The organism is Dyella monticola (assembly GCF_003363155.1).
Taxonomy (GTDB): Bacteria; Pseudomonadota; Gammaproteobacteria; order Xanthomonadales; family Rhodanobacteraceae; genus Dyella_B; species Dyella_B monticola.
Window position 1 is genome coordinate 292,499 of sequence record NZ_QRBE01000001.1, and the last position, 22,006, is coordinate 314,504.

General features: G+C 60.0%; 9 protein-coding genes. 3 read left to right on the plus strand and 6 right to left on the minus strand.

Annotation, left to right across the window (positions count from 1 at the left end):
• Position 1: 1 nt before the first annotated feature.
• Positions 2-1,381 (plus strand): UDP-N-acetylmuramoyl-L-alanine--D-glutamate ligase, encoded by a 1,380-nt coding sequence (murD, locus tag DWU98_RS01165; RefSeq protein ID WP_115493643.1) that lies wholly within the window; start codon positions 2-4, stop codon positions 1,379-1,381.
• A gap of 69 nt (positions 1,382-1,450) precedes the next feature.
• Here murD and DWU98_RS01170 read toward each other — a convergent pair whose 3' ends face one another.
• Together DWU98_RS01170 and DWU98_RS01175 are read right to left on the minus strand one after the other, a co-directional pair.
• The gene (locus tag DWU98_RS01170; RefSeq protein WP_115493644.1) at positions 1,451-3,523 is read right to left on the minus strand and encodes a M13 family metallopeptidase; all 2,073 of its coding nucleotides are present in this window, start codon (positions 3,521-3,523) and stop codon (positions 1,451-1,453) included.
• A gap of 309 nt (positions 3,524-3,832) precedes the next feature.
• Positions 3,833-7,183 carry a GH92 family glycosyl hydrolase gene (locus tag DWU98_RS01175; protein ID WP_115493645.1) on the minus strand — a complete coding sequence of 1,117 codons (3,351 nt, stop codon included), beginning with the start codon at positions 7,181-7,183 and terminating at the stop codon, positions 3,833-3,835.
• Positions 7,184-7,415: 232 nt separating this feature from the next.
• Between DWU98_RS01175 and DWU98_RS01180 the strand changes: the two genes are divergently transcribed.
• The gene (locus DWU98_RS01180) at positions 7,416-8,867 is read left to right on the plus strand and encodes a DHA2 family efflux MFS transporter permease subunit (protein WP_230474611.1); all 1,452 of its coding nucleotides are present in this window, start codon (positions 7,416-7,418) and stop codon (positions 8,865-8,867) included.
• Between the two features lie 13 nt (positions 8,868-8,880).
• Here DWU98_RS01180 and DWU98_RS01185 read toward each other — a convergent pair whose 3' ends face one another.
• From DWU98_RS01185 to DWU98_RS01200, 4 genes are all read right to left on the minus strand, one after another.
• Positions 8,881-12,663 (minus strand): translocation/assembly module TamB domain-containing protein, encoded by a 3,783-nt coding sequence (locus tag DWU98_RS01185; RefSeq protein ID WP_115493646.1) that lies wholly within the window; start codon positions 12,661-12,663, stop codon positions 8,881-8,883.
• 142 nt (positions 12,664-12,805) lie between these two features.
• The gene (locus tag DWU98_RS01190; protein ID WP_115493647.1) at positions 12,806-14,569 is read right to left on the minus strand and encodes an autotransporter assembly complex protein TamA; all 1,764 of its coding nucleotides are present in this window, start codon (positions 14,567-14,569) and stop codon (positions 12,806-12,808) included.
• Positions 14,570-14,799: 230 nt separating this feature from the next.
• Positions 14,800-15,501: an outer membrane protein gene (locus tag DWU98_RS01195; protein ID WP_115493648.1), complete on the minus strand. Its 702-nt coding sequence runs from the start codon at positions 15,499-15,501 to the stop codon at positions 14,800-14,802.
• A 133-nt stretch (positions 15,502-15,634) separates the two neighbouring features.
• Complete coding sequence (locus DWU98_RS01200) at positions 15,635-18,253, minus strand: glycosyltransferase (RefSeq protein WP_115493649.1); 2,619 nt, start codon at positions 18,251-18,253, stop codon at positions 15,635-15,637.
• 664 nt (positions 18,254-18,917) lie between these two features.
• Between DWU98_RS01200 and DWU98_RS01205 the strand changes: the two genes are divergently transcribed.
• Positions 18,918-21,983, plus strand: coding sequence for a TonB-dependent receptor plug domain-containing protein (locus DWU98_RS01205; RefSeq protein ID WP_115493650.1), 3,066 nt, complete (start codon positions 18,918-18,920; stop codon positions 21,981-21,983).
• Positions 21,984-22,006: the final 23 nt, after the last annotated feature.

Consider the following 22,006-nt stretch of genomic DNA (forward strand, 5'->3'; position numbering starts at 1 on the left):
TATGGGCATCGCCGAGCTGGCAGGCAAGCGCGTCGCCATCTGGGGCTTCGGGCGGGAAGGGCGCGCTGCGATCCGTGCATTGCGCCAGCGCCTTCCCGGCATGACGCTGGCTTTGTACTGCAGCGAAGCCGAGCGAGCCGATGCGCAAACATTCGATGCCGCGTTGCAGGTATTTGCCCATGAACCCGACGCCGTCGCCCTCAGCGCTTACGATGTGGTGGTGAAGTCGCCCGGTATTTCCGCGTACAAACCGGCCATCCTTACGGCGCAGGCGCAAGGCACACGTTTTACGTCCGGGACAGCCTTGTGGTTTGCGGAAAATCCACAGGCGCGCGTGGTTGCCATCACGGGGACGAAAGGTAAAAGCACAACCACGGCACTCATCGCGCATCTTGCGCGAGCATTGAACGTGCGCACCGCACTGGCTGGCAATATCGGGCTGCCGCTGCTCGAATTGCTCGATCAGCAGGCCGACCTATGGGCGATCGAGCTATCGAGTTTCCAGACCGGCGAAGCAGGGCCTATCGAACTCGGTGTCATCACGAGCCTGTACGAGGAACATCTCGACTGGCACGGCTCGCGCGAACGCTACGTGGCGGACAAACTCAAGCTCGCCGACGCGGCGCGTCTGTTATTGGTCAACGCCGAACAATTGCCGCTGCTGGAGAAAACCGCGACGCATGCTAACCGGATAGTGTTCGGCAGCGCGGAAGGCTGGCATGTCGCGAATGAATTCATCTGCCGCGGCGACACGGTTGTATTTGCCTTGAATCAATTGCCCGTGCCTGGTTTGCATAATGCCTTGAATGCATGCGCCGCATTGGCCGCGCTGGAAGCCATGGGGCTGGACGCCATGGCTGCGGCGCCTGCGCTATCGGATTTCCAGGCCCTTCCGCATCGTCTTCAGCCACTCGGTGAGCGTCATGGCCTGCAGTGGATCAACGATTCCATCAGCACGACGCCGCTGGCCACGATTGCTGCGCTTGACAGTTTGCGCGGTCGTGAAGTGACGGTCATCGTGGGTGGGCATGACCGTGGTCTGGATTGGTCACCCTTCGTGCAGGCGGTGGCGGGGCGATCGGCGTTGCGCATTGTGACGCAAGGCGGAAATGGTCCGCGCATTGCGGCGGCACTGCGGTCGGCCAGGTCTGAAATACCACTGGGCGATGTCGACAAACTTGCCGATGCCGTCGACATGGCGCAAATCATCACCCCTGAGGGCGGCGTTGTGCTGCTTTCACCGGGCGCACCCAGTTTCGATCAATTCCACGATTACGCAGACCGCGGCAAACATTTTGCCGAGCTTGCCGGCTTTGACAGCAAGACCATGGCAGGTATCGGCGGCTTGGGGCTGGGTCGATCCGAGGCGCACGACCATTGACCTGCACCGGCACAAACAAAAAGGCCGCACTGCAGAACAATGCGGCCTTTCGTTTTCAGCGGTGAAGGGTTACCAGATCTTTACGCGATTATCCGGTGCAAGATAAAGCTTCTCGCCCGGCTTCACGTTGAACGCGTCATACCACCCATCAATGTTGCGCACGGTTTGTGCACGGAAATTGGCGGGGGCGTGCACGTCAGTGGCAAGGCGTTGACGCAGCGCTGCATCACGAATCTTGCTGCGCCATGCCTGACCAAAGGCAAGGAAGAAGCGTTGATCGCCCGTCAATCCATCGATCACCGGCGCGGGCTTGCCGCCCAGCGACTTGTGATAAGCGGCATACGCGGCCGTGAGGCCGGAGACGTCGGCTATGTTTTCGCCCAGCGTCTGTTGGCCGTTCACATGCAGACCCGGCAGTGCTTCATATTGGTCGTATTGCTTGACGAGCTTTTGCGTAGCAGCTTGGAAGTGCGCGGCATCTTCAGGCGTCCACCAGTTCTCCATCTTGCCCTGCGCGTCGAAATCGGCGCCGGTGTTGTCGAAGCTGTGGCTGATTTCGTGGCCGATGATGGCACCCATGGCACCGTAATTGGCAGCGGCGTCCGCGTTGGGATCAAAGAACGGCGGCTGCAGAATGGCGGCGGGGAAGTTGAGCGCGTTCTGCAGCGGCAGGTTCACAGCGTTGACGGTCTGCGGCGTCATCCACCATTCGCCGCGATCCACCGGCTGGCTGAGCTTGGCGAGCTGGTGATGATATTCCAGCAACTCCGCCCGCTCATGGTTGCCGAGCGGATCATTCGCGTTGATTTCCAGTGAGGCGTAGTTGCGCCATGTTTCCGGATAGCCCACGCCGACGCGCAAGGTGGCGATCTTTTCTTTGGCCTTGGCGCGCGTGGCCGGCGTCATCCATGCGAGCGTGTTGAGGCGCTCGTCGAATGCGGCGACGATGTTCTTCACCATGTCTTGTGCTTTGGCTTTCGCCGAGGCCGGGAAATAGTGCTTGATGTAGATCTGGCCGACCGCATCGCCCAAGTCGGTATTGGTTGCAGCGACCGCGCGCTTCCAGCGATCCTGCTGCTTGGGTGTGCCTTGCAGCGTGGTGCCGTAGAAATCGAAGCTGAGATCGGCGTAGGTCTTGGGCAGCAATGGCGCGGCATCATCCAGCGCGTGATAGCGCAGCAGTTGCTTCCATGTTTCCAGTGGCTCGCTGCCTACGAGCTTGGCGATACCGGTGGTGGCCGAAGGTTGCCATACATCGATATGCGTTTGGCCGTCCAGGCCGGCCGCTTTGAAGTACGCGTTCCAGTTCAGGCCCGGTGCTTTCTGCGCGAAGTCGCTCATGCTCCAGACGTTGTTGGCTTTGTGCACGTCCTGGCTGTCGACGAGGGATTCCTGCGCTTGCGCGATCTTGGTTTCCAGATTGATGATGGCGTTGGCTTGCGCTTCTGCATCTTTCGTACCGGCCAGCTTCAGCAGCGACGTGACATAGGTTTTGTATTTGGCGCGCGCCTGGACCATGTCCTTGTCCTGCGACAGGTAGTAGTCGCGGCTCGGCATGGCGATGCCGCCTTGCAGCAGATAGGCCATGTCGTGCGAGGGATCTTCCAGGCCCTGCGTAACGAACAGGCCGAACAGGTTTTCGGTGTGGAAGTTGGTGGCGTTGACGGGGTCGACATCGGCGCGCATCTGGCTGCCAAGCACGCTGGCGAGATCGTCGCGCGTCTTGATGGCGTCGATGCGAGTGAATGCGTCCTTCAGTGGAGCGAGGCCAAACTTTTCAATGTTCGCCTCATTCATATAAGCCGCGTAGTAATCGGCGATCTTGCGCTCGTTGGAGCCGGGCGCTGCATGACCCTGCGCGATATTGCGAATCAACTGCGAGGTTTGCTTTTCCGCCAGCTGATACACCTGCAGGAAGGTGCCGGTGCTGGAGCGATCCGCCGGAATCTGCGTGTTCTTGACCCAAGTGCCGTTGGCGTAGCCGAAGAAATCGTCGCCCGGCTTGATGGCATGGTCGATGCCTTTGAGGTCGATGCCCAGATCGGTTTTTGCTGGGGGTGCACTAGTCGTCGCGGGCGCTGCGGCCAGAGCGGTGCCGCAACTCACCATCGCGGCGGCGAGAATCCATTTGAATCGCTGCATGGCGATCACCTTTTTTGTGGGTACCAGCTCTCCACATTAGCCGTGGGGAGTGGCCTTGTGTGCATGACTTTCGGCCTAGATGTTGGCCGCGGCCATGGCTCGGCACCCTTTGCTGCAATGCGGAGGAGGGGGCGGGTTCGGGGGCGCGAGTTCGCTGCGCCATGTCCGTTCACCGCAGGTTCGCTTCAACCTGCCTCAAACCTCCCCTATTCCTCGTAGGGGAGGGATGCCCGGCTTTCGCTTGGATATATGGGTGACGTTGACGCGTTACCTCCGCCCTCGTTGCAGAGGGCGGGGGAGCGAAAGGCCTCAACGTCCGAGTAAGCCGATCTCGGCCAATGTTTTCGGCGCATCGTTATCGAATCGGATCCGGTAGTACGCATGCTGCCCGGGCTGGCGTATAGCAAAGGCACGCGTCTGCAACGGCCAGGGGAAGCGTTCGCCTTGTCTGGCGTCGAGTGCCGTCCAATGCTGCCCATCGTCAGACGTCTCCAGCGTCCACGTCGAAGGGGCGGCCGCCTGTTTGGCTGACGTGAGCGTATACATCGACACCGTACGCGGCTGCGCGAAATGCCAACTCACCGTGGACGTCGAACCGGGCAGCTGAGTTTCGGTATCACTGGTGTGATCGAACAAAGCGCTCAGGTTTTCGATCGCCGGCTCGCTGCCTGACTCACCTTGATCCGGACCGGCCAAGTCATGCATCGGTGCGGGTTTGCCGGTGGTCGTCAGCGACGGCGGCAACGCGTGTTCATCGCTGCCCCAGGTGGACGGCGCAGGTCCCATGGTGAAATCCAGCGTTGCGCCTTGCGCGAGCAGCGCATGCGGCAGCGTGAGTTTGTTCCATGGCTGACCATTCACGCGCAAGCCTTGCACGTAGCGATTGGTGTCGCTGACATTAGGTGCATTGATGAGGATGTGCTTGCCGTTTTCCAACGTGATATCCATGTGCGGAAAGTAGGGTGCACCGATCACGTACTCCGGCGTGCCCATGCGCAACGGATAAAAGCCCATGGCGCCGAACAGCCACCAACCGGACATTTCGCCGTTGTCTTCGTCACCGAGATAACCCTGGCCGATCTGGCTGCCCACATAGAGCCGCGAAAGCACATCGCGCACCTTGTCCTGCGTTTTCCATGGCTCGCCGGCATAGTCGTACATATAGATGATGTGATGCGATGGCTGGTTGCTGTGACCGTACTGGCCCATGCGCACGGCTTGTGCCTCGCGCATTTCGTGGATCACTTCGCCGTAGCCACCGGTGTGATAAATGCCGGGTGTGGCGAAGAATCGATCCAGTTTCGCGGCCAATGCGGCGCGACCGCCATAGAGTGCGGCAAGGCCGGCACCGTCCTGTGGTGCGTGGAAGGCCATGTTCCAGCCATCCGTTTCGGTGTAGTCGTCGCCCCAGCGCAGCGGATCAAAGTTTTGCTTGGTATAGCGCCAATGACCTTGCGCATCGCGACCGACGAAGAAACCGATATCGGCATTGAAGAGGTTCGCATAATCCAGTGCGCGGTCATGGAAATACGCGGCATCATCGGCGTACTGCGCTTGATAGGGATCGTGTGCGTCATGCCGCGCGCCAAGCGCGCTGGCGAGATTGCCGATGGCGAAGTCGGCGATATAGCCGTCCATCGACCATGAGAAACCTTCCGTGACCGCATCGTCGGTGTAGCCATTGAAGATGGAACGTTGCAAACCCTTGCGGCCGGTACCGCGCAATGGGCTTACCACGGTGGCATCCTTCAGCGCTGCCTGGTAGAACGATTGCACGTCGAAATTGTGCACGCCTTTGAGCCAGGCATCCGAAAAGGCCACATCGGCGCTGGTGCCGACCATCAGATCGGCGTATCCCGGCGAGGACCAGCGTGCGATCCAGCCGGCGTCGCGATATTCCTGCACGAAACCATCGATCAAATGACCGGCTTCCTGCGGCGCCAGCAGCACATAGAGCGGCCACGCCGTGCGATAGGTATCCCAGAAACCGTTGTTGACGAACACCTGGCCATCGACAATGCGCGCGCCGGTATGCGTCGGCGTATTTTCGCCGACGGCGGCGGAGAACGGACTGGCATAGCGATAGATCGGGTGGCTTGCCGTGCCGGTGTTCTCGTACGCCGAATTGGGATACATCAGCCAGCGATACATATTGGAATACAGCGTGACCAGTTCGCCGTAACTGGCGCCTTGCACCTTCACCGCGTCGAGCTGCTTGTCCCAGGTGTCCTGGGCGCGCTCGCGCACGGCATCGAAACCTTCGTGCGGCGCGATTTCCATGTCCAGGTTGCGCTTGGCCTGCTCGAGGCTGATCAGCGATGTGGCGATGCGCACGTTCACCGTTTTCGTTTTCGACGTATCGAATCCGATCCATGCCGTGACGCGATCGCGACCTTCACCGGCAAGCCGTCCGCTTTGCGCAATCGGCTGATCCACGGTGGCGTAGAAGAACAAGCGCGTGGCGCCCGTGGATAGTCGGCTCTTTACATCGGAGTAGCCGCTGAAACGGCGATGCGCCGGATCGAGTGTGATGCCACCTTCATCCGTGCGATTGTCTAACACGAGCTGCCCGCGCTGGCCGGGGAAGGTGAAGCGCAGCATCGCGGCATGGTCGGTTGGCGTCATTTCACCGACGATGCCATTGTCGAAAGTGACCTTGTAGTAATGCGCGTGCGCGATTTCGTTCGCGTGGCTGAAGCTCAAGGCGCGCGCCTGCCTGTTCGCGCCGGGCGCGCCGTTGGCGACGGCCGCTGGCATCATTTGAAAGGTCTGTCGATCGCCCATCCAGGGGCTGGGTTCGTGCGACAGCGAGAAGGCTTCGATGCGCGGGCGATTTTCGGCATCATTGCGCTGCTGGTACTGATACATCCAATCCGATCCCGCGTCGGTAACCGGTACCCAGAAATTGAAGCCATGCGGCAGCGTGACGGCGGGAATGTTGTTGCCGCGCGAGAAGGTGTAGCCGGAATTGGTGCCGCGCAGGATGTTCACATAATCGCTGGGGCGTGCATGTTCGTCGCGCGCGGGCGCCGCGCCGATACGCAGATCGTCGAGGAAGCCTTCGAATGCGCCCGCCGGACCGTCATGCATCAGCACGATGTGGCGGATATGCCGTCCGGCCGCAACGCTGCCGACGGCAATGTCCAGCTTGTTCCACTGATTCACATAAAGGATGTGGCCCGCACCTTGCGCATGGGCATTGGCGGCGATGCGATGCTGGTCGCGCGCCGGGAGCGTGGAAAGGCGCGATCCATCATCGAATATCAGATCGACAGCCACGTAGGTGGAGGGGTTGTCCAGGTCGTTGGCGGTCATGCAGGGAAACAGCAAGTACGACAGTTGCGTGTTCGCCTCGACCGGGATGTCCACGTTGAACATCTGCGCGTCTTGCTTGCCGCCAGCTTGCCCTGAGTAATGCAGCGAATGCAGCCCGGTGAAGCCGACACCGGGCTTGGCGCTGTAGGCATCGTCTGCTGACGGGCCGCCGGCAATGGAGACGCTGAAGGACGAGGTTGTCGAGCCGGGAATGGGCGCAGGCTGGCCCGTTTCGAACGAGGTGTAGAACGTCGCGTTCCCCGTCGCGCTGGCAACGGTAGCGAAGCAGGCAAGCGCGAGGACAAGCAATTGCTGTCGAGAGAAGCGGGTGGTGAGGGCTGACATTGGGTGACCCCGGTGGCGTGGCGTGCGGAAGAGAATCCGCGCCAAAGCGTGGATTTGATCGATCTAAATGGAGCGTGTCAAATCGCACCGCAGCATGTTTCGGCCGCACGTACAGGGCGGAGGCGGAGCAAAGCTTTGGATGCCGAGCAGTCACGCGCGCTGTCGAATTCACCCTTCCTCATTCGACAGGTAAGAGAGCAAACTCTTACGCCTCATTCGCAAGGACGGCCCGATGGACCACACCGCTCACGTTTCCATGCATCCCGATCGTCGCTGGCTCGCCTTGATCGTGCTGTGCCTGGGTGTGCTGATGATCGTGCTCGATACCACGATCGTTAACGTCGCCCTGCCTTCGATCAAGGTGGACCTGAAATTCGGCGACACCGAGCTGGCCTGGGTGGTGAACGCCTATATGCTGACGTACGGCGGTTTTTTGCTACTGGGCGGAAGGTTGGGCGATCTTTACGGACACCGCCGGCTGTTTCTGATCGGCATTGCGGTGTTTACGCTGGCCTCGCTCGCCTGCGGGCTCTCCATGACGCAGATCGCGCTGGTGGTGGCGCGTGCGATTCAGGGCCTTGGCGGCGCGGTAGTCACTGCGGTGGCGCTATCGCTGATCATGGATCTGTTTACCGACCCGCAGGATCGCGCCAAGGCGATGGGTGTCTATGGCTTCGTATGCGCCGGTGGAGGCAGCATTGGCGCCATGCTGGGTGGCGTGTTGACCAGCAGCCTGAGTTGGCACTGGGTATTTCTGGTGAATCTGCCGATTGGCATCGGTGTGATCATCGCTTCGCTACGGTTGCTGCCCGCCGGCACCGGTGCATGGACGTCGCGTCATCTGGATGTCTGGGGCGCAGTCACCGTAACGGCCGCCTTGATGCTGGCGGTGTATGCCATCGTCAACGGCAACGAAGCGGGTTGGTTGTCGTCACGCACATTATCGCAATTGGCGATAGCCGCGATCGTGCTGATTGTTTTCTTTTGGGTGGAAGCACGCGTGCACATGCCTTTGATGCCGCTGCGACTGTTTCGCCTGCGTAATCTGGTGGTTTCCAACATCGTTGGTGTGCTGTGGGCGGCGGCGATGTTTGCCTGGTTTTTTCTCTCGGCGCTGTATATGCAGCTCGTGCTCGGCTATGGCCCGATGGAAGTGGGGCTCGCCTTCCTGCCGGCCAATGTGATCATGGCGCTGTTCTCGCTCGGGCTTTCGGCGAAACTGGTGATGCGCTTTGGCATTCGACGCCCGTTGGTAGGGGGCCTGGTGTTTGCGGCGTGCGGTTTGCTGTTGTTTGCGCATGCGCCGGAGAACGGTCACTTCATGCGCGACATTCTTCCCAGCATGATCCTGCTCGGCGTGGGTGCGGGCGTGGCGTTCAATCCCGTCTTGCTGGCGGCCATGAGCGAGGTGGGTCCGTCCGAATCCGGGCTTGCGTCGGGTGTCGTCAATACTGCTTTCATGATGGGCGGCTCGCTGGGGCTGGCCGCACTGGCGAGCCTCGCATCGTGGCGCACGCAAACCTTGTTGGCGGCAGGCGCGGGGCAGGGAGTGGCGCTTACCGGCGGTTATCAGTGGGCGTTTCTGGTGGGCGCGTGTTTTGCGGCGCTGGGTGCATTGCTTGGTGCGGTGCTTCTGCGCACGGCGCGGGCACCCGCCGGTGAGCAAGCAGTGAGTGCACACTAGCGGCGATGGTGCTTCATTTCTCGATGCGGTAATTGATGCTCGCGCGATTGAAGTCCGTCGCGTTCTGGGCTTCGAAACTCCAGCGGCGGCTGAAGCGATAGCGCAAGGTAATCACCTGGCCGGGTTCGAATAGGCCGATGCCATAGCTCATATACAGGCGCGGGGAGAGGTATTTGCCCACGGTGAATGCGGAGCTCCCGTTCAAGGCGTCGCTGCTGCTCACGCCGATGTCCGAGATGCCAAGCTTGCTGCCGACGCTCTTGGCCAGCAGGTTGCCGGTGGCCGAGCCCAGTGCCTGTGCGGCGGCGTTCAACTTGTTGCTATCGCCGCCGCTGCTTGCCTGTGACAGCGGTTTGCCGGTCACGAGGTAGGACAGGGCATCGGATTGGTCCATCGCCGGATTGGAGAACACGTTGAGCACCGGACGCTGCGCCGTGCCGGTGATCGCAAGGCCCACTTGCTGGCCTTCGTTGATGGTGGCATTGGGCTGCAGACTGCGGATCGCCTTGATGTTGAGGCCGGGATTGTCGATCGGCGTACTGGCGAACAAGAGCTGGCCTTGCTGGATCTGCAAGTTCTGGCCGTAGGCTTTGTAAGTGCCGTTGACGGTGACCTGACCTTGCCCCGTGGTGGCGCGGCCGGGGCGCTCGTCCACGGTCAGCACGCCACTCAGCTTGCCGTCCAGCCCCATGCCGGCCAGATGCGCATGCTGTCCAAGGTCGACCTTGATGGAGGCGACGATCGCGGTGGCGCCGCTACCCGCGGCGGGTTGCGGCTCATCGACCACAACGACATCGGACGATGCCTTGTTGACACCGTTGCCGGGCAATTTGTCGAGATTGACGTCAGCGCTGTCCAGCTTGACCGAGCCGCTGGCCTGCAGGCCTTGCGCATCGTGACGCACGAGCAGATCGGGGCTGATGATGACCTTGGCGGCCGGAATGTCGACGGCGGTGATGGCGCTGCCCTTGAGCGTGAGCGCAGTGAGCGCCTGCGCATCGAGCGCCGCCGTGCCGTTGATGGCAAGCGTGCCCTTGCCCGATTGCACGCTGCCGTCGAGACGAAGTTCCCGTCCATCGGTTGTGCTCGCGACAAGCCGGCCATCGGTCAGCTTCAGTCCCGCATCGGGAATTTCGGCGGCGAAGCCGTTGACGCTGGCCTGGCCGCTTATCGCTGGCGTCGACACGGTTCCGCCAAGTCGGAAATCACCCTCGATGCGGCCTTTCACATTGGCAAGATCATCGGTAAAGAGACTGATGAAGCCCAGATCATCCAGGTGAACACCGACCTGGCCTGCCATCGTTTGCTGGGCGCCGGTGATGTTTATCTGGCCGTCCAGACGTCCGTTTCTGTTGAGTATCGCATGCAGGGTTGCCTGTTGATTGCCGGGTGCAAGCGTGGCGTTCAGCGCAAGATTCGCGTAGGTGAGCAGCGGCTGATCGGGGCTTTCGTTGTACGTGATGCGACCCTGCTGCGAGGTGATCGATGCATTGCCGGTAAGCGCACCGGCCGCGGTGCGATGGAGTTTGCCATTGCCCTCCAGCACGCCATCGGCGCTCATCGGCATATCGGTACTGCCGATGGCGCTGGCGACAAGGGCGAGCGGTACCTCGTGCAGGCGGTAGCCGGCGTCGATATTGCCTGACTTGTCCATGGTGGCGTTGATGCACAACTGGGGTTCGCCTGCGGTGAGGCAGAGCACACCCACGCTCGCATTGCCGTTGTTCCAACCCAAACGCGCGACTTGCTGGAGACGCCACCGCGGCAATCCCTGCACGTCGAGCGTGAGCGCGGAAAGGGTGCCGTTCCAGTTTTGCGCTTTAAGCGAACCGCTAAGCGTCAGCGATACGGAAAGCGGTTGGCCTTGCGCATCGAGCGTCAGGCGATGTTGCAGTGAAGTGCCCTGGCCGCTGAGGCGAATCTGTTTGAACGCAAGGCCGCTAATATCGGTATCGGTGGCATCAACCTCCAGCTTGCCTCCAGGGCTGCTGATGTCAGGCACATCTGCCTGCAATTGCAGACTTGCGACGGATTGCTTTTCCCACGTCAGTGATCGACCTTGCAATGATCCGTTGACGGCAAGTTTGGGGTAAGCGCCGCGTAGGTGAAATTGCCCATTGAGTGTGCCGCTGGCTGACGGCAGCCAGTCATTCAACGAAGCAATCGCCAGGGTGACGTTGGCATTGTTGCTGTTGCCGGGGCGTGCCAGCAGTTTGACCGTGCTGCTGCCGGATGCAAGTTCGAGCGTGCCATCCACGACATGGTTAGGTGCGAGGTGCAGGCGACCCAGGCCATGGATATGTCGCTGACGCAAGCGGCCTTCCAGTTTGCGCAGATCGAGCGTGACATCGGGACTGTTGCCCGCAAGTTTGCCCTGCGTAGCGAGGTCGGCATCCAGCAGGCCTTGCCAGCCAGCGAACAATTGCCCCGGATCGAACGTGCTTGCCGTGGCGTGAAGTTGCCAGGCGAGCTCCGGCTCCAACGTCAATGCGCCATCTGCAGTGAAATGGCCTTGCGGTTGCAGCAGGCTGAGCGTGTGCAGCTGAATCTGCCGAGGGGTGCCGTCCAGATTGATTGCGAGTTTGGCCGGTTTGCCCGGTGGCCCGATGGTGACATCGCCTTCGGCATGGTAGGCATCGGCGCTGCCTTTGACGGTCATGCGACCGTTGCTGGCGAGTGTCTGACCGACCAGGTCTGCCGGCAGCTCGACGTTGCTCCAGTTGATGGCGAGATCCGCAGCGAGCGGATGCGCATCGAGCTGGACCGCACCGACCGCATGCACCGTGCCCTTGATTTGCGGCGAGGCGAGCTGCAGTTGTTGCAGCGTAAGCGTCTTTACATCTTTGTCGAGGCCCGCTTGCATCGGTTGCAGCAATAGACGGTATTGGTTGAGATCCAGTTGACCGGAAAGCGTACCGCTCAGGCGCTCGCCACTGCCTTTTAGGTCCACGCCAAGACGCGTGATCGAGGTGTTTCCAAGTAACGGTTTGGGATCGAAAGCGGGAACCTCAAGCGCGCCCGTCCACGCGTTGTCCTTGCGTTGCGCGATGGTGAGCTGAAGTTGCGCGCTCATGGGTTCGGTCAACGCAAACTGCAAATGCGCATGGCGGCCATCGCTCTGTGCATTGAGCGTGCCCGCGTAGGTGACGTCATCGAGTTTCCACACGATATCGGCACGGCCTTTGCCGCGGTAGCGGCGCCCGATGCCAAGCTGGCCGTCGAGGTCGACATGACCCTCCGGGGCGCGTAAGGAAAGTTTGTTCACATCGATGCCGGACGAAGTCCAGCGGCCGGACAGATCGAGACGATCGGATGCGAACAATGCCTTGCCTTGCTCGGTAACCGTTACCGGACCGACATGCGCGCGATCCAGCACGATGTCGATGGGCGGCTGCGCTGAAAAGGTGCTTGAGGAGGACGACGTTTCTTCCGACTTGGGCAACGCGACATCCACGCGCGCGACATCCAGATCGACGACGTGCAACTGCTTGTAGAGCAGCGAGGCGATATTCCAATCCAGATGCGCGCCGGTGATGACGACGTCGGTACCTTTGCCGTCGTCGTAGCGCAGCTGCGTCATATCGATGGGACCGATCAGCCGACCTCGCGCTTGTTCGACGTGCAACGCGCCATGCGTGAAACCCTGCGCTTGTGCCAGCGCAAAGCGCAAGCCGGCACCTGTGCACAGCAGCCAGCCGAGGCCACCCGTCATCAATGCGAATAAAACCAGCAGGCCGATGCCGATGGCAAGGAGCCAGCGTCGGCGTCGACGGAGAGGGGGCGTTGCGGTAATCATGAAAGGCCGTGCCTGGTGGATTTTTGCAGGCCGCGCGTTCGAGCGCGTTTAGGTGCACTCGTAGCGGACAGGCCCGTTCCCGTGCAAGCAGGGGAGGCAGCGCCAGCAGGAAATTGCTCAGGGTGTTTCATGTCGAGGCTGCTCATAAATCAGGCCCGATCACCAGATGCAACTCAAGGCCATGGCGTTGCGCATCGTTTACCGGCGTACCTAAATCCAGGCGGATAAGACCCACCGGCGAACGCCAGCGTACGCCGACGCCCGTGCCGATTTTGGGATGCACGGCGATGCCGTCGAAGGCATTGCCGGCGTCGACGAAGGTGGCGATGCCCCAGCGCGGGGTGAAGTAGTGTTCCACCGTGGCGCTGGCGATCATCAGGCTGTTGCCGCCGATCACGCGCCCGTAACTGTTTTGCGGACCGATGGCCTGGTAGGGATAGCCGCGGATCGACTGGTCGCCACCGGCGAAGAAGCGTAATTGCGGTGGGAGCGCCTCGAAATTACCCGTCCATACGTGGCCGATATCGCCACGTAGAATCAAGCGATTGTTGCGCCAGAAGGCGCGAATCCACTTGCCACTCGCGGTGAGTTCGCTAAAGCGCGCGGTGGAAAGCAGATCGCCCGCCGTACTGCGCGCGTCGAAACTCAGCGACCAGCCGCGGCGAACAAAGTCGAGGTTGTCCGCTACCTTGCGACTGAGCGAGCCTTCCGCGTAGATCAACGTGCTGCGTCCATGTTCCACGCCCGGGGTGCTTTCCGGTTCATCCGGTCGCTTGCCGACGTCGAAAGTGCCGGTGAGTGCGTGCACGCCGACCGTGCGCACCCAGTCATGCCAGAGTTCGCTTTCATTGGCGACCAGTTCCAGCGTGCGCGATTGCGACGTAACCGTGTTGGCATCGCGATAATTGGCGCCGAAATTGAGGCTGCGCTGGTTATCGCCCGGTAAGGGAATGGAGTATTGGCTCGACACGGTTTTCAGACGCTGTGCCAGCACGATGTCATTTTTCCACTTGTGCCCGTAGCGATTGATCCAGCGATATTCCACGCCGCCGCGTACGCCAAAGCCCGTATCGGTGCCTACGAACAGGCCACTGGTGTAGATCGTGCGCTTGGCCGGTGCCAATTCCACGTCGATATCGACAATACCGTTTTTGCTCTTGTCGGTCTCGGGAATCACGTTGACGACCGAGAAATAATCGGCGCCGTTCAATGCCTGCTGTAGTGCGAGCAGTTGATTCTGGTCGAAATAATCGCCCGGCTTGAAAGGAACATAACGCTGCAGGAAGCCGGTTTGAAACTGTGAACCTTCAAAGCGGACTTGCCCGTAGCGATAGCGCTGGCCCACCTGCCAGGCCAGATGAATAGCCGCGCTGTGTTCGCCGCGATTGACCTCGACACGGTGCACCGTGAGCTTGGCGTCGAGATAGCCGTCGGCGATCAACGCATTGTTCAACGCGTCGCGTGCCGAATCGTAGGCGGCATCATCCAGGCGCTGGCCTTTGAGTTTGTCGATGCCGTGGCGTGCGGTACGGACCGGACGCAATGCGGCTGCCGTGGGATCGAGTTGAATATCGACTGAGGTGACGTTGACCGATACGCCGGGAACCACGTGCAAGGTCACGCGCCAATCTTTGCCGACATGTTCGAGTTTGCCGGTTGCATGCGCGTCGTAATACCCGTACGGCCTCAGCGCAGTGCCGGCTTCGGTTTTGCTTCGCTCATAAAGACGATGCACTTGCGCTTCGCTCACATCGCGCGATGCGTATTGGGAGAGGCTCACACCCGCGATCACCGCGGCCTTGAGCGGATCGTTCACACCATCGACCACCAGCTGAACCCCTGCATGGCTCAATGCAGGGACGAGCAACAGCGGGAGCAGGCTCAAATAGCGGCGAATCCGGCGCATGCCTTAGGGTTCCATCCTAGACTCAGTATCGCAAGTGGCAGCTTAGCGCGATGTATGTGCATCACACATTAAGGAGGGGGCTCTCATTTTTTCGATATGCGTCGTCGATAGTCGGAGCGACAAGCCCGGTACAAAAGAGCCAGCTCATGACCAGCGCATTGCAATGAATTGCAAGGCGCTGGCCCATCAGCTCCTGATGGTGGTCACACGGTGATTCACCGCCAAACGGATTAGTCGAAAAGGAACCGTACACCCAGATAGATTTCATTGGCGACGAGGTTGGCCCTCAGTTGTTCGTCGCGTAATCCGGGGGCGTTGGCGAAGGCGTTCCAACCGCTCTGAGCGTGGCCCATGTCTGCATAACGATAGCCAAGATCCACGGTCCACCGCTTTGCTAGTGCATAACTCACGCCTACGCCCACGGCATACGTCAGATTGTTTTGCGTAGTGCGATCGAACTGGCGCGACGGATTGCCTTGCCACCCGCCGGATCGCGCGTTGGTGATGCCCAAACCCAGCGAGGCGTAAGCCGAAAAGCCGTGACCAAGCGCAAAATCCCGATATCCGTTGAGCATGAAACGCTGACTGGAAATACGATCGTGATTGAAGCTGGTGGGGAAAGCGGTCGAGCCGCTGGTGAACGCCGAGGTCGCTCTGGCGACGTATTCACCTTCCGCACGCCATCCGTTTCCAAATTGATAGCCTGCGGCGAAGGCACCCGTGAAGCGCTCAGCGCTGTCCTTGCCGGAAGCGAATGAACCGATGCGGGGCCGAAGGCTCAGGTCCATGTTGTTCGCTTGTTGTCGCGCGTACACCGTCCTGGCGGATACGTAGTAACCCGGTTGATCCTGCTGACTGGCGAATGCGGGTGCGGTGATCACACAGGCTGCCGCGATCGCGGTGAGCGAAGTCGGTAAAGTACGAAGACGCATGATGTAAACCTCCACATTTAGGACTAGTGGAGATAATTCGCGCGGGGTACTCGCATCGAAACTCAGTTAATTTCCCACTGAGTTGTAGTCTTTTTCATCTTGGTTTGATCGGGCATCTGGCGTGAATGCGTGCCTAACCCGCCTTGTCGCCGGCTCTGTGCGCAATCCACGCACCCATTACGGCGGACGCATAGGGAATCGACTGCGCGGCCAGGATGAACATCCACAACTGGCCTTCCGTGAAGTGCGCGGCGCGGCTCATCGCCATGCCGGCGATGCACAGCACGAGCGCCAGGAACATCAGCATTTCCTCGCGCACGGGGGTGAACGCAGCGAAATTGCTGCCGCCCAGGCGCCGGCTCTTGGCGGTGACCACGAACGAGGTTTTCTCGCGTGTGAGGCCATGCAGGATGCCGCGCGCAATGGCGTGGCTCAGACCCATGCTGGCGATCGACGCCATGATGGTGTCGTACCAGCCGCAAGGCACGCGTGCGCGATACAGCACCACGCCGAAAATCGCCTTGGCAAAGAAGAAGCCGATCACCGGGATCAAGAACAGCTGCATCGGCAGGCTGAAGATTTGCGGCAGGCCTACCATCCCGGCGGTCCAGAAGATCGCCATCAGCGTGAAGATCAAATGCAACGCATCGGCGAACCAGCTGAACCAGCCAGTGAGAAAGTGGAAGCGTTGGCCACCGCTGAGCGGGCCCCTTTTCGTCATCCAACCCCAGCGGCCCTTCAGGATCTGCATCGCGCCGAAGGCCCAACGATAGCGCTGGCTCTTATACGCCTTGAAATCGGCGGGCGTGAGGCCCTTGCCCATCAGCTCGTCGACGTACACCAGATCGTAGCCTGCATGCATCAGGCGCAGGCCAAGTTCGGCGTCTTCGCAGATAGTCCATTCGGACCAGCCGCCGGTACCTTCCAGTGCCGAGCGGCGCACCATGGTCATGGTGCCGTGCTGGATGATCGCGTTGCGCTCGTTGCGATGGTGCATGCCGATGCGGAAGAAACCGTCGTATTCCCATGCGGTCATGCGGCGGAACCGGTTGTGCTCGAAATCGCGATGCGCCTGTGGGCACTGCACTACGGCGACCTTCGGATCGTGGAAGTAGCCGGTAAGCGCTTTGAGCCAGTCCTGGCGTACCACGTAGTCCGCGTCGATCACCGCCACCACGTCGGCGCGTTGGTCTGTTTCCTTCAGGCCGAAGTTCAGTGCACCTGCTTTGAAGCCGGGCCAGGGCTCCAGATGGAAGAAACGGAAGCGCGATCCCAGCTTTTCGCAATACGCCTGCACCGGCTGCCAGATCGCCGGATCCTTGGTATTGTTGTCGATCACCAGCACTTCGAAATTTTCGTACTCCAGCGCAGCGAGCGAATCGAGCGTGATGGCCACCATCTCCGGCGGCTCGTTGTAGCAGGCCAGATGGATGGAGACGAATGGCTGCTTCTCCGGTGGATCGGGCGGCAGTAGCGCCGCGTGGCGAATCCATTGACGCCGCCATAACACTTCCGTGAATTCGAAGCCGTTGATCAGAAGAATGGCCAGGATCGCCACCTGCGCCGGGAACAGCAGCACCAGCATGCTCCAGTCCACCCAGCTCAGGTAGAAGTTGAACGGCAGCGTGACCACCCACACGATCAAGCCGCAGGCCAACTGGATCAGCACATCGAAGAACAATCGACCGGTCAGCTTGAAGCGGCGGTAGCGGATGCCGAACCACACCATCGGGATGATCGCCAGCAGACTCGCCGCCAATGCCTTCCACGGCCAGCCGGTGTCTTCGATGACGGGGCCGGTAAACGGGAACTTGAGCTGGCGGTCGGCGTTGAACACGCCCCAGTAGGCGCCGGTGCGGCCTTCGCCCAGACCTTCCTTCCAGGGCTGGTCGAACGCTTCGAACAGGTAGTAGTCGACGTTCTGCTGCTTGGCCCAGATCAGCCATTGGCGATCGAAGATGGCCTCGTTGGAGACGGACGGATACGCACGCTCGCGACGATCGCCGTTGGACGGCCAGCCCACTTCTCCCACGACAATATGCTTGTGGGGGAAGCGCTCTTTGATCGACATGTATGCGCCTTCGGCCGCCTGCAGCGCGACCGAATACTTTTCATCGCCAGACACCGGCAAGCCATTCCAGAAGGGAAACAGGTGGATGGTGATGAAATCCACGTGATCGGCCAGTTCCGGATACTTCAGCCAGATGTAGTCCGGCTCGGCGATCGACACCGGCTGGCGGATATGCGCGCGGGCCCGGTCGAGATACGTGATCATTTTGTCGAGGGGCAGGTCGTTGCGGAACAGCACTTCGTTGCCCACCACGACGCGCTCGATGGTGTCCGGATAGCGGTGCGACAGGGCGATCAGGGCATCCAGCTCCTTCTCGTTGTTATCCAGGCGCGTGTCGATCTGCGCGCCAGCCATGACCTTCAGCCCCTCTTTCTGGGCAAGCCGGTAAACCTGCGGGTTCACCAGCGTCGAGTAGGTGCTGATGCGGCCGGTGTACTGGCGCAGGAGCTTCAGGTCGCTGTCGACCTCTTCATCGCTGGGAAAGCTCTGCTTGAAGGGGTCCTGGTAGCGCTGGAACAGCGAGACGGCGAAGCCATTGATCTGACCGTGCCAGTCCTGCGGACCACGCGGCTGGTTACCCCACCACCACAGGCCGATGTTCAACGCGGCGACCACCAGAGCCAGCAGAATGGCGGTGAAAATCGACGGCCCGGTTTTAGGTTGGGTGGTTCTAGCGCTCAAGAAAATCCCCGTAAGGTCCTCTTTCGAGGCACATGAAGCTCGCGGAGCTTAACCAATTAACGGCCGTGGGCTCAATAAATTGCGCCTTGAGCGGTCAGCGCGAGGTCAGGGCGCTGACTTGGCATGGATGTGGAAGTAGCCCTTTGCCGTCCGGCAGCCTGGTATGAAAGCCGGCATGGGGACGTCGCTGTCGATGATCCCCGGCGGCGATGTCTGACGATGGCGCTCCGCGTGTTAGACCACGTCTTGCTCGATGCCGTTACCCTTCACCCGGCGAATGCACCGTGTATGCCTGATCATGTTCGGTCGTTCCATGTCGAACTTGCTTCGCCTCATTCGTCACTATGGATGAGGTATCGATGCTTGTGTCGTTTGTTGAAGTGAATGCATGGTCACCAAGGCAGAGGGCGGTTGAAGTTGTTCGCAACGATTTACGTGGGCATCTCGCAATCTATTGCGCAACGGTTTTGTTTGCGCGCGCATCAATGAAAAGTAGTGCATTGGCATTAACGCATTTGCGCAGACAGGCACTACACGTCTTTAGGCGTTGTCGCTATCTTCAAAAAAACAGGGGAAGGCGCCGATTTCTTATGGATTTTTGGAGTCGGCCGTATGAGCGCGAGCCATGAAGGAGCTTGCGCGGACCTGACAATCGGGGAAGATCATGAAGGCTCAGCAGCGGAAACTGTTGTACGTCGTGATTTGCAGTGCCCTCGCGGGACTCTTGGGTTATACCCAGCTTGCCCAGGCGCAGTCCACGATGATAACGACCTCGACGCAACCATCCGGACCTTCGCCACAAACCACGACCGCTACGCAGACAGGGGATCAGTCGCAGGCATCGAGCACTACGGCGCAAGCCAAGACGCTAAAAACCGTCACGGTCACCGGCTCGCTGATCCGCAGTGTCGATGTGGAATTGGCACAACCGGTGGTTACCATCACCTCGGAAGATATTCAGCACCAGGGCTTCGCAACAGTCGGCCAACTGCTGAATAACCTTACCTCGGCGTCCTCGCCCGACATCAGCAAATCCGATCCGTATGAGGGTGGCCCGGACGTGGGCGGTACCTATATCGACCTGCGCAACATCGGTACGCAACGCACCTTGGTGCTGATCGATGGCAAGCGCGTGGGGACCTCTTACGACGGCCTCACCAACCTGGACACGATACCGACCGCGATCGTTGATCACATCGACGTGCTGGCCGACGGCGCTTCGGCCATCTACGGCTCCGATGCGATTGCCGGCGTGGTGAATATTGTCACCAAGCAGAACTTCAACGGCGCTGAGCTCGATATCTACAACGGCAAATATCTGCCGGGCGGTGACGGCGATCAGGGCCAATACAGTGTGTTGTTCGGCAAAACCTTTTCACACGGTTCGGTGGAACTCGCTGCGCAGTACCAAAAGCAAGATGCCATTAGTGCGGCTGATCGTTCTTTCAGCAACTACCCATTGACGGGTAACTTTCCTTTGAATGGCTGGGCACCGTACGGGACGCAAGGCCAGTTTTACTTGGACAACAATGTGTACGTGCTCAATAACGGCGGCAACTCCACCAACATCAATGACTACCACCTGCTGCAAACGCCCGTTTCGTCGGCCAACGGTGTGGTAACCAATCCCGGTGATTACGCCAACATCAATCCCTATCAAAGCCTGCAGAGCGCGACGAGCATGAAGAATCTGTTCGCGCAAGGGCATTACGACATCAACAATAACCTCACGGCGGATTTCACGGCCAGCGCCAATCAGCAGGCCAATACCGCGCTGCTGGCTGGCTTCCCGTTATCCAGCTCAGGTCTGTATTCCCTGCAATATCCGCAGTACACGGGCATGGAGTTGTCGCCCTACAGCTACTACAACCCGACCAATGCCCCGGGCCAGACGCCGACCGCACTGTCCTTTCAGCGCAATGTGCTGGAGCTGCCACGCTGGAACATCAACAAGGTCGAAAACTTCCGCTTCAGCCTTGGCCTGGAAGGTAATTTCAGCATCGGCGAACACTTGTTCAACTGGGACGTCTATTACTACGAGACGCGTTACCAAGGCACCATTCTGGATACGGGCAATTTTTCCCTACCGAATCTCTACAACGCGCTCGGACCTTCCTTCCTGGCTTCCAACGGTACCGTCGAATGCGGTACGCCGGGCGCCGTCATTGCCGGTTGCGTGCCGCTGAATGTGCTCGGCCCGCGTTATACCTCGGCCATGCTCAATTACATCGACGTCAATGGCTACGAGCATTACGGCAGTTCGGAGAAAGGACCGCAGATCGATTTCAGTGGCGATATTGTCGAGTTGCCCGCCGGTGATCTGACCTTTGCGGTGGGCGCCTCGCACCGTAATCTCTATGGTTACGACACGCCGGATATTCCTTCGGCGGAAGGGTTGACCACCAATCTCGCCGGTGCGCCGACGGCCGGCGGATACAACGTCAGCGAAACCTGGCTTGAGATGAATGCGCCGCTGCTCAAGGATCTGCCGCTGATCCAATCCTTGAGCCTGGATGTCGCCGACCGCTTTTCCCACTACAGCAATTTCGGCGGCACCAATAACCGGCAATTCAAGGTGACCTGGAAGCCGATCGACGACCTGATGGTGCGCGCCAGTTACGGCACAGGCTTCCGCGCGCTGACGGTGGGCGATCTCTATGGCGGTGTCACCACGACCTATCCGTTCTACAACGATCCTTGCGACGTGGTTTACGGCCTTGCTCGCTATAACACGGCCGTGGCCAGGAACTGCACTAACGGCATCGGTGGCCAGCCGGGGTTGAATCAGGCGGCGTTGAACGCGGCAGGCCTGGGTGCTGAATATCCGACAGGTTTCATGCAGGAAACCGCGCCGGGCTCGACGGTCACCGCGCCAGGCGGTTATCCGGTGTACGCACCGTTTACGCAGGGCGGCAATCCCAACCTCAAGCCGGAGACGTCCAAGAGTTTCCAAATTGGCGTCGTCTACAGTCCCAGCTATCTGACTGGCGCCAATGCCACGGTGGATTATTTCCACTACATCGTGCGCAATGTCATTTCGTTCATTAACGGCAATCAGGTGCTAGACAACTGCTACGCGCTTGGCATCGTCGCCGATTGTCAGTTGTTCCAACGCACGCCAGCGGACGACTATCAGGTAAGCAGCCTGTTCATGGGCGAGCAGAACCAGGGTTGGATGGATGTGGCCGGCTACGATGTGGATCTGTCGTACAAGCTGCCCAAATTCTCTTTCGGCCAGTTCACGCTTGAGTCCAAATCCACCTACTACTCGCACAACAACACCGAGCAATATGCGGGCGCACCAGTCTCGTATAACAACGGCTTCGGCTCCTATTGGCGCGTGCGCTCCAATTTCACCATTGGCTGGCAATACCGGAACTACGGCGTGGAATGGACGTTGCGTTACTACGGGCCGCTTAAGGATCCTTGCTACAGCCCGGGCTATTCGGCCTTTCCATGCACATTGCCGAACTACTTCCAGCCGGGCGTGGGCATTACGCCGATGACGCAGATTCCCTCCGTCACCTTCAACGATGTGCAGGTATATTGGAATACACCCTGGAACGGCACGATTGCCTTCGGTGCGAACGACGTATTCAACCGCCTGGCACCGTACTTCTATGGTGGCTTTACCTCAGGCGGTCCGATCGAAACCGACACGTCGTATGCCTACGACCCATCGTATGACTATGGACGGTTCGTCTATCTGCGTTACACGCAGAGATTCTGAGCGCCGCCTTTCCCTCCCAGGCT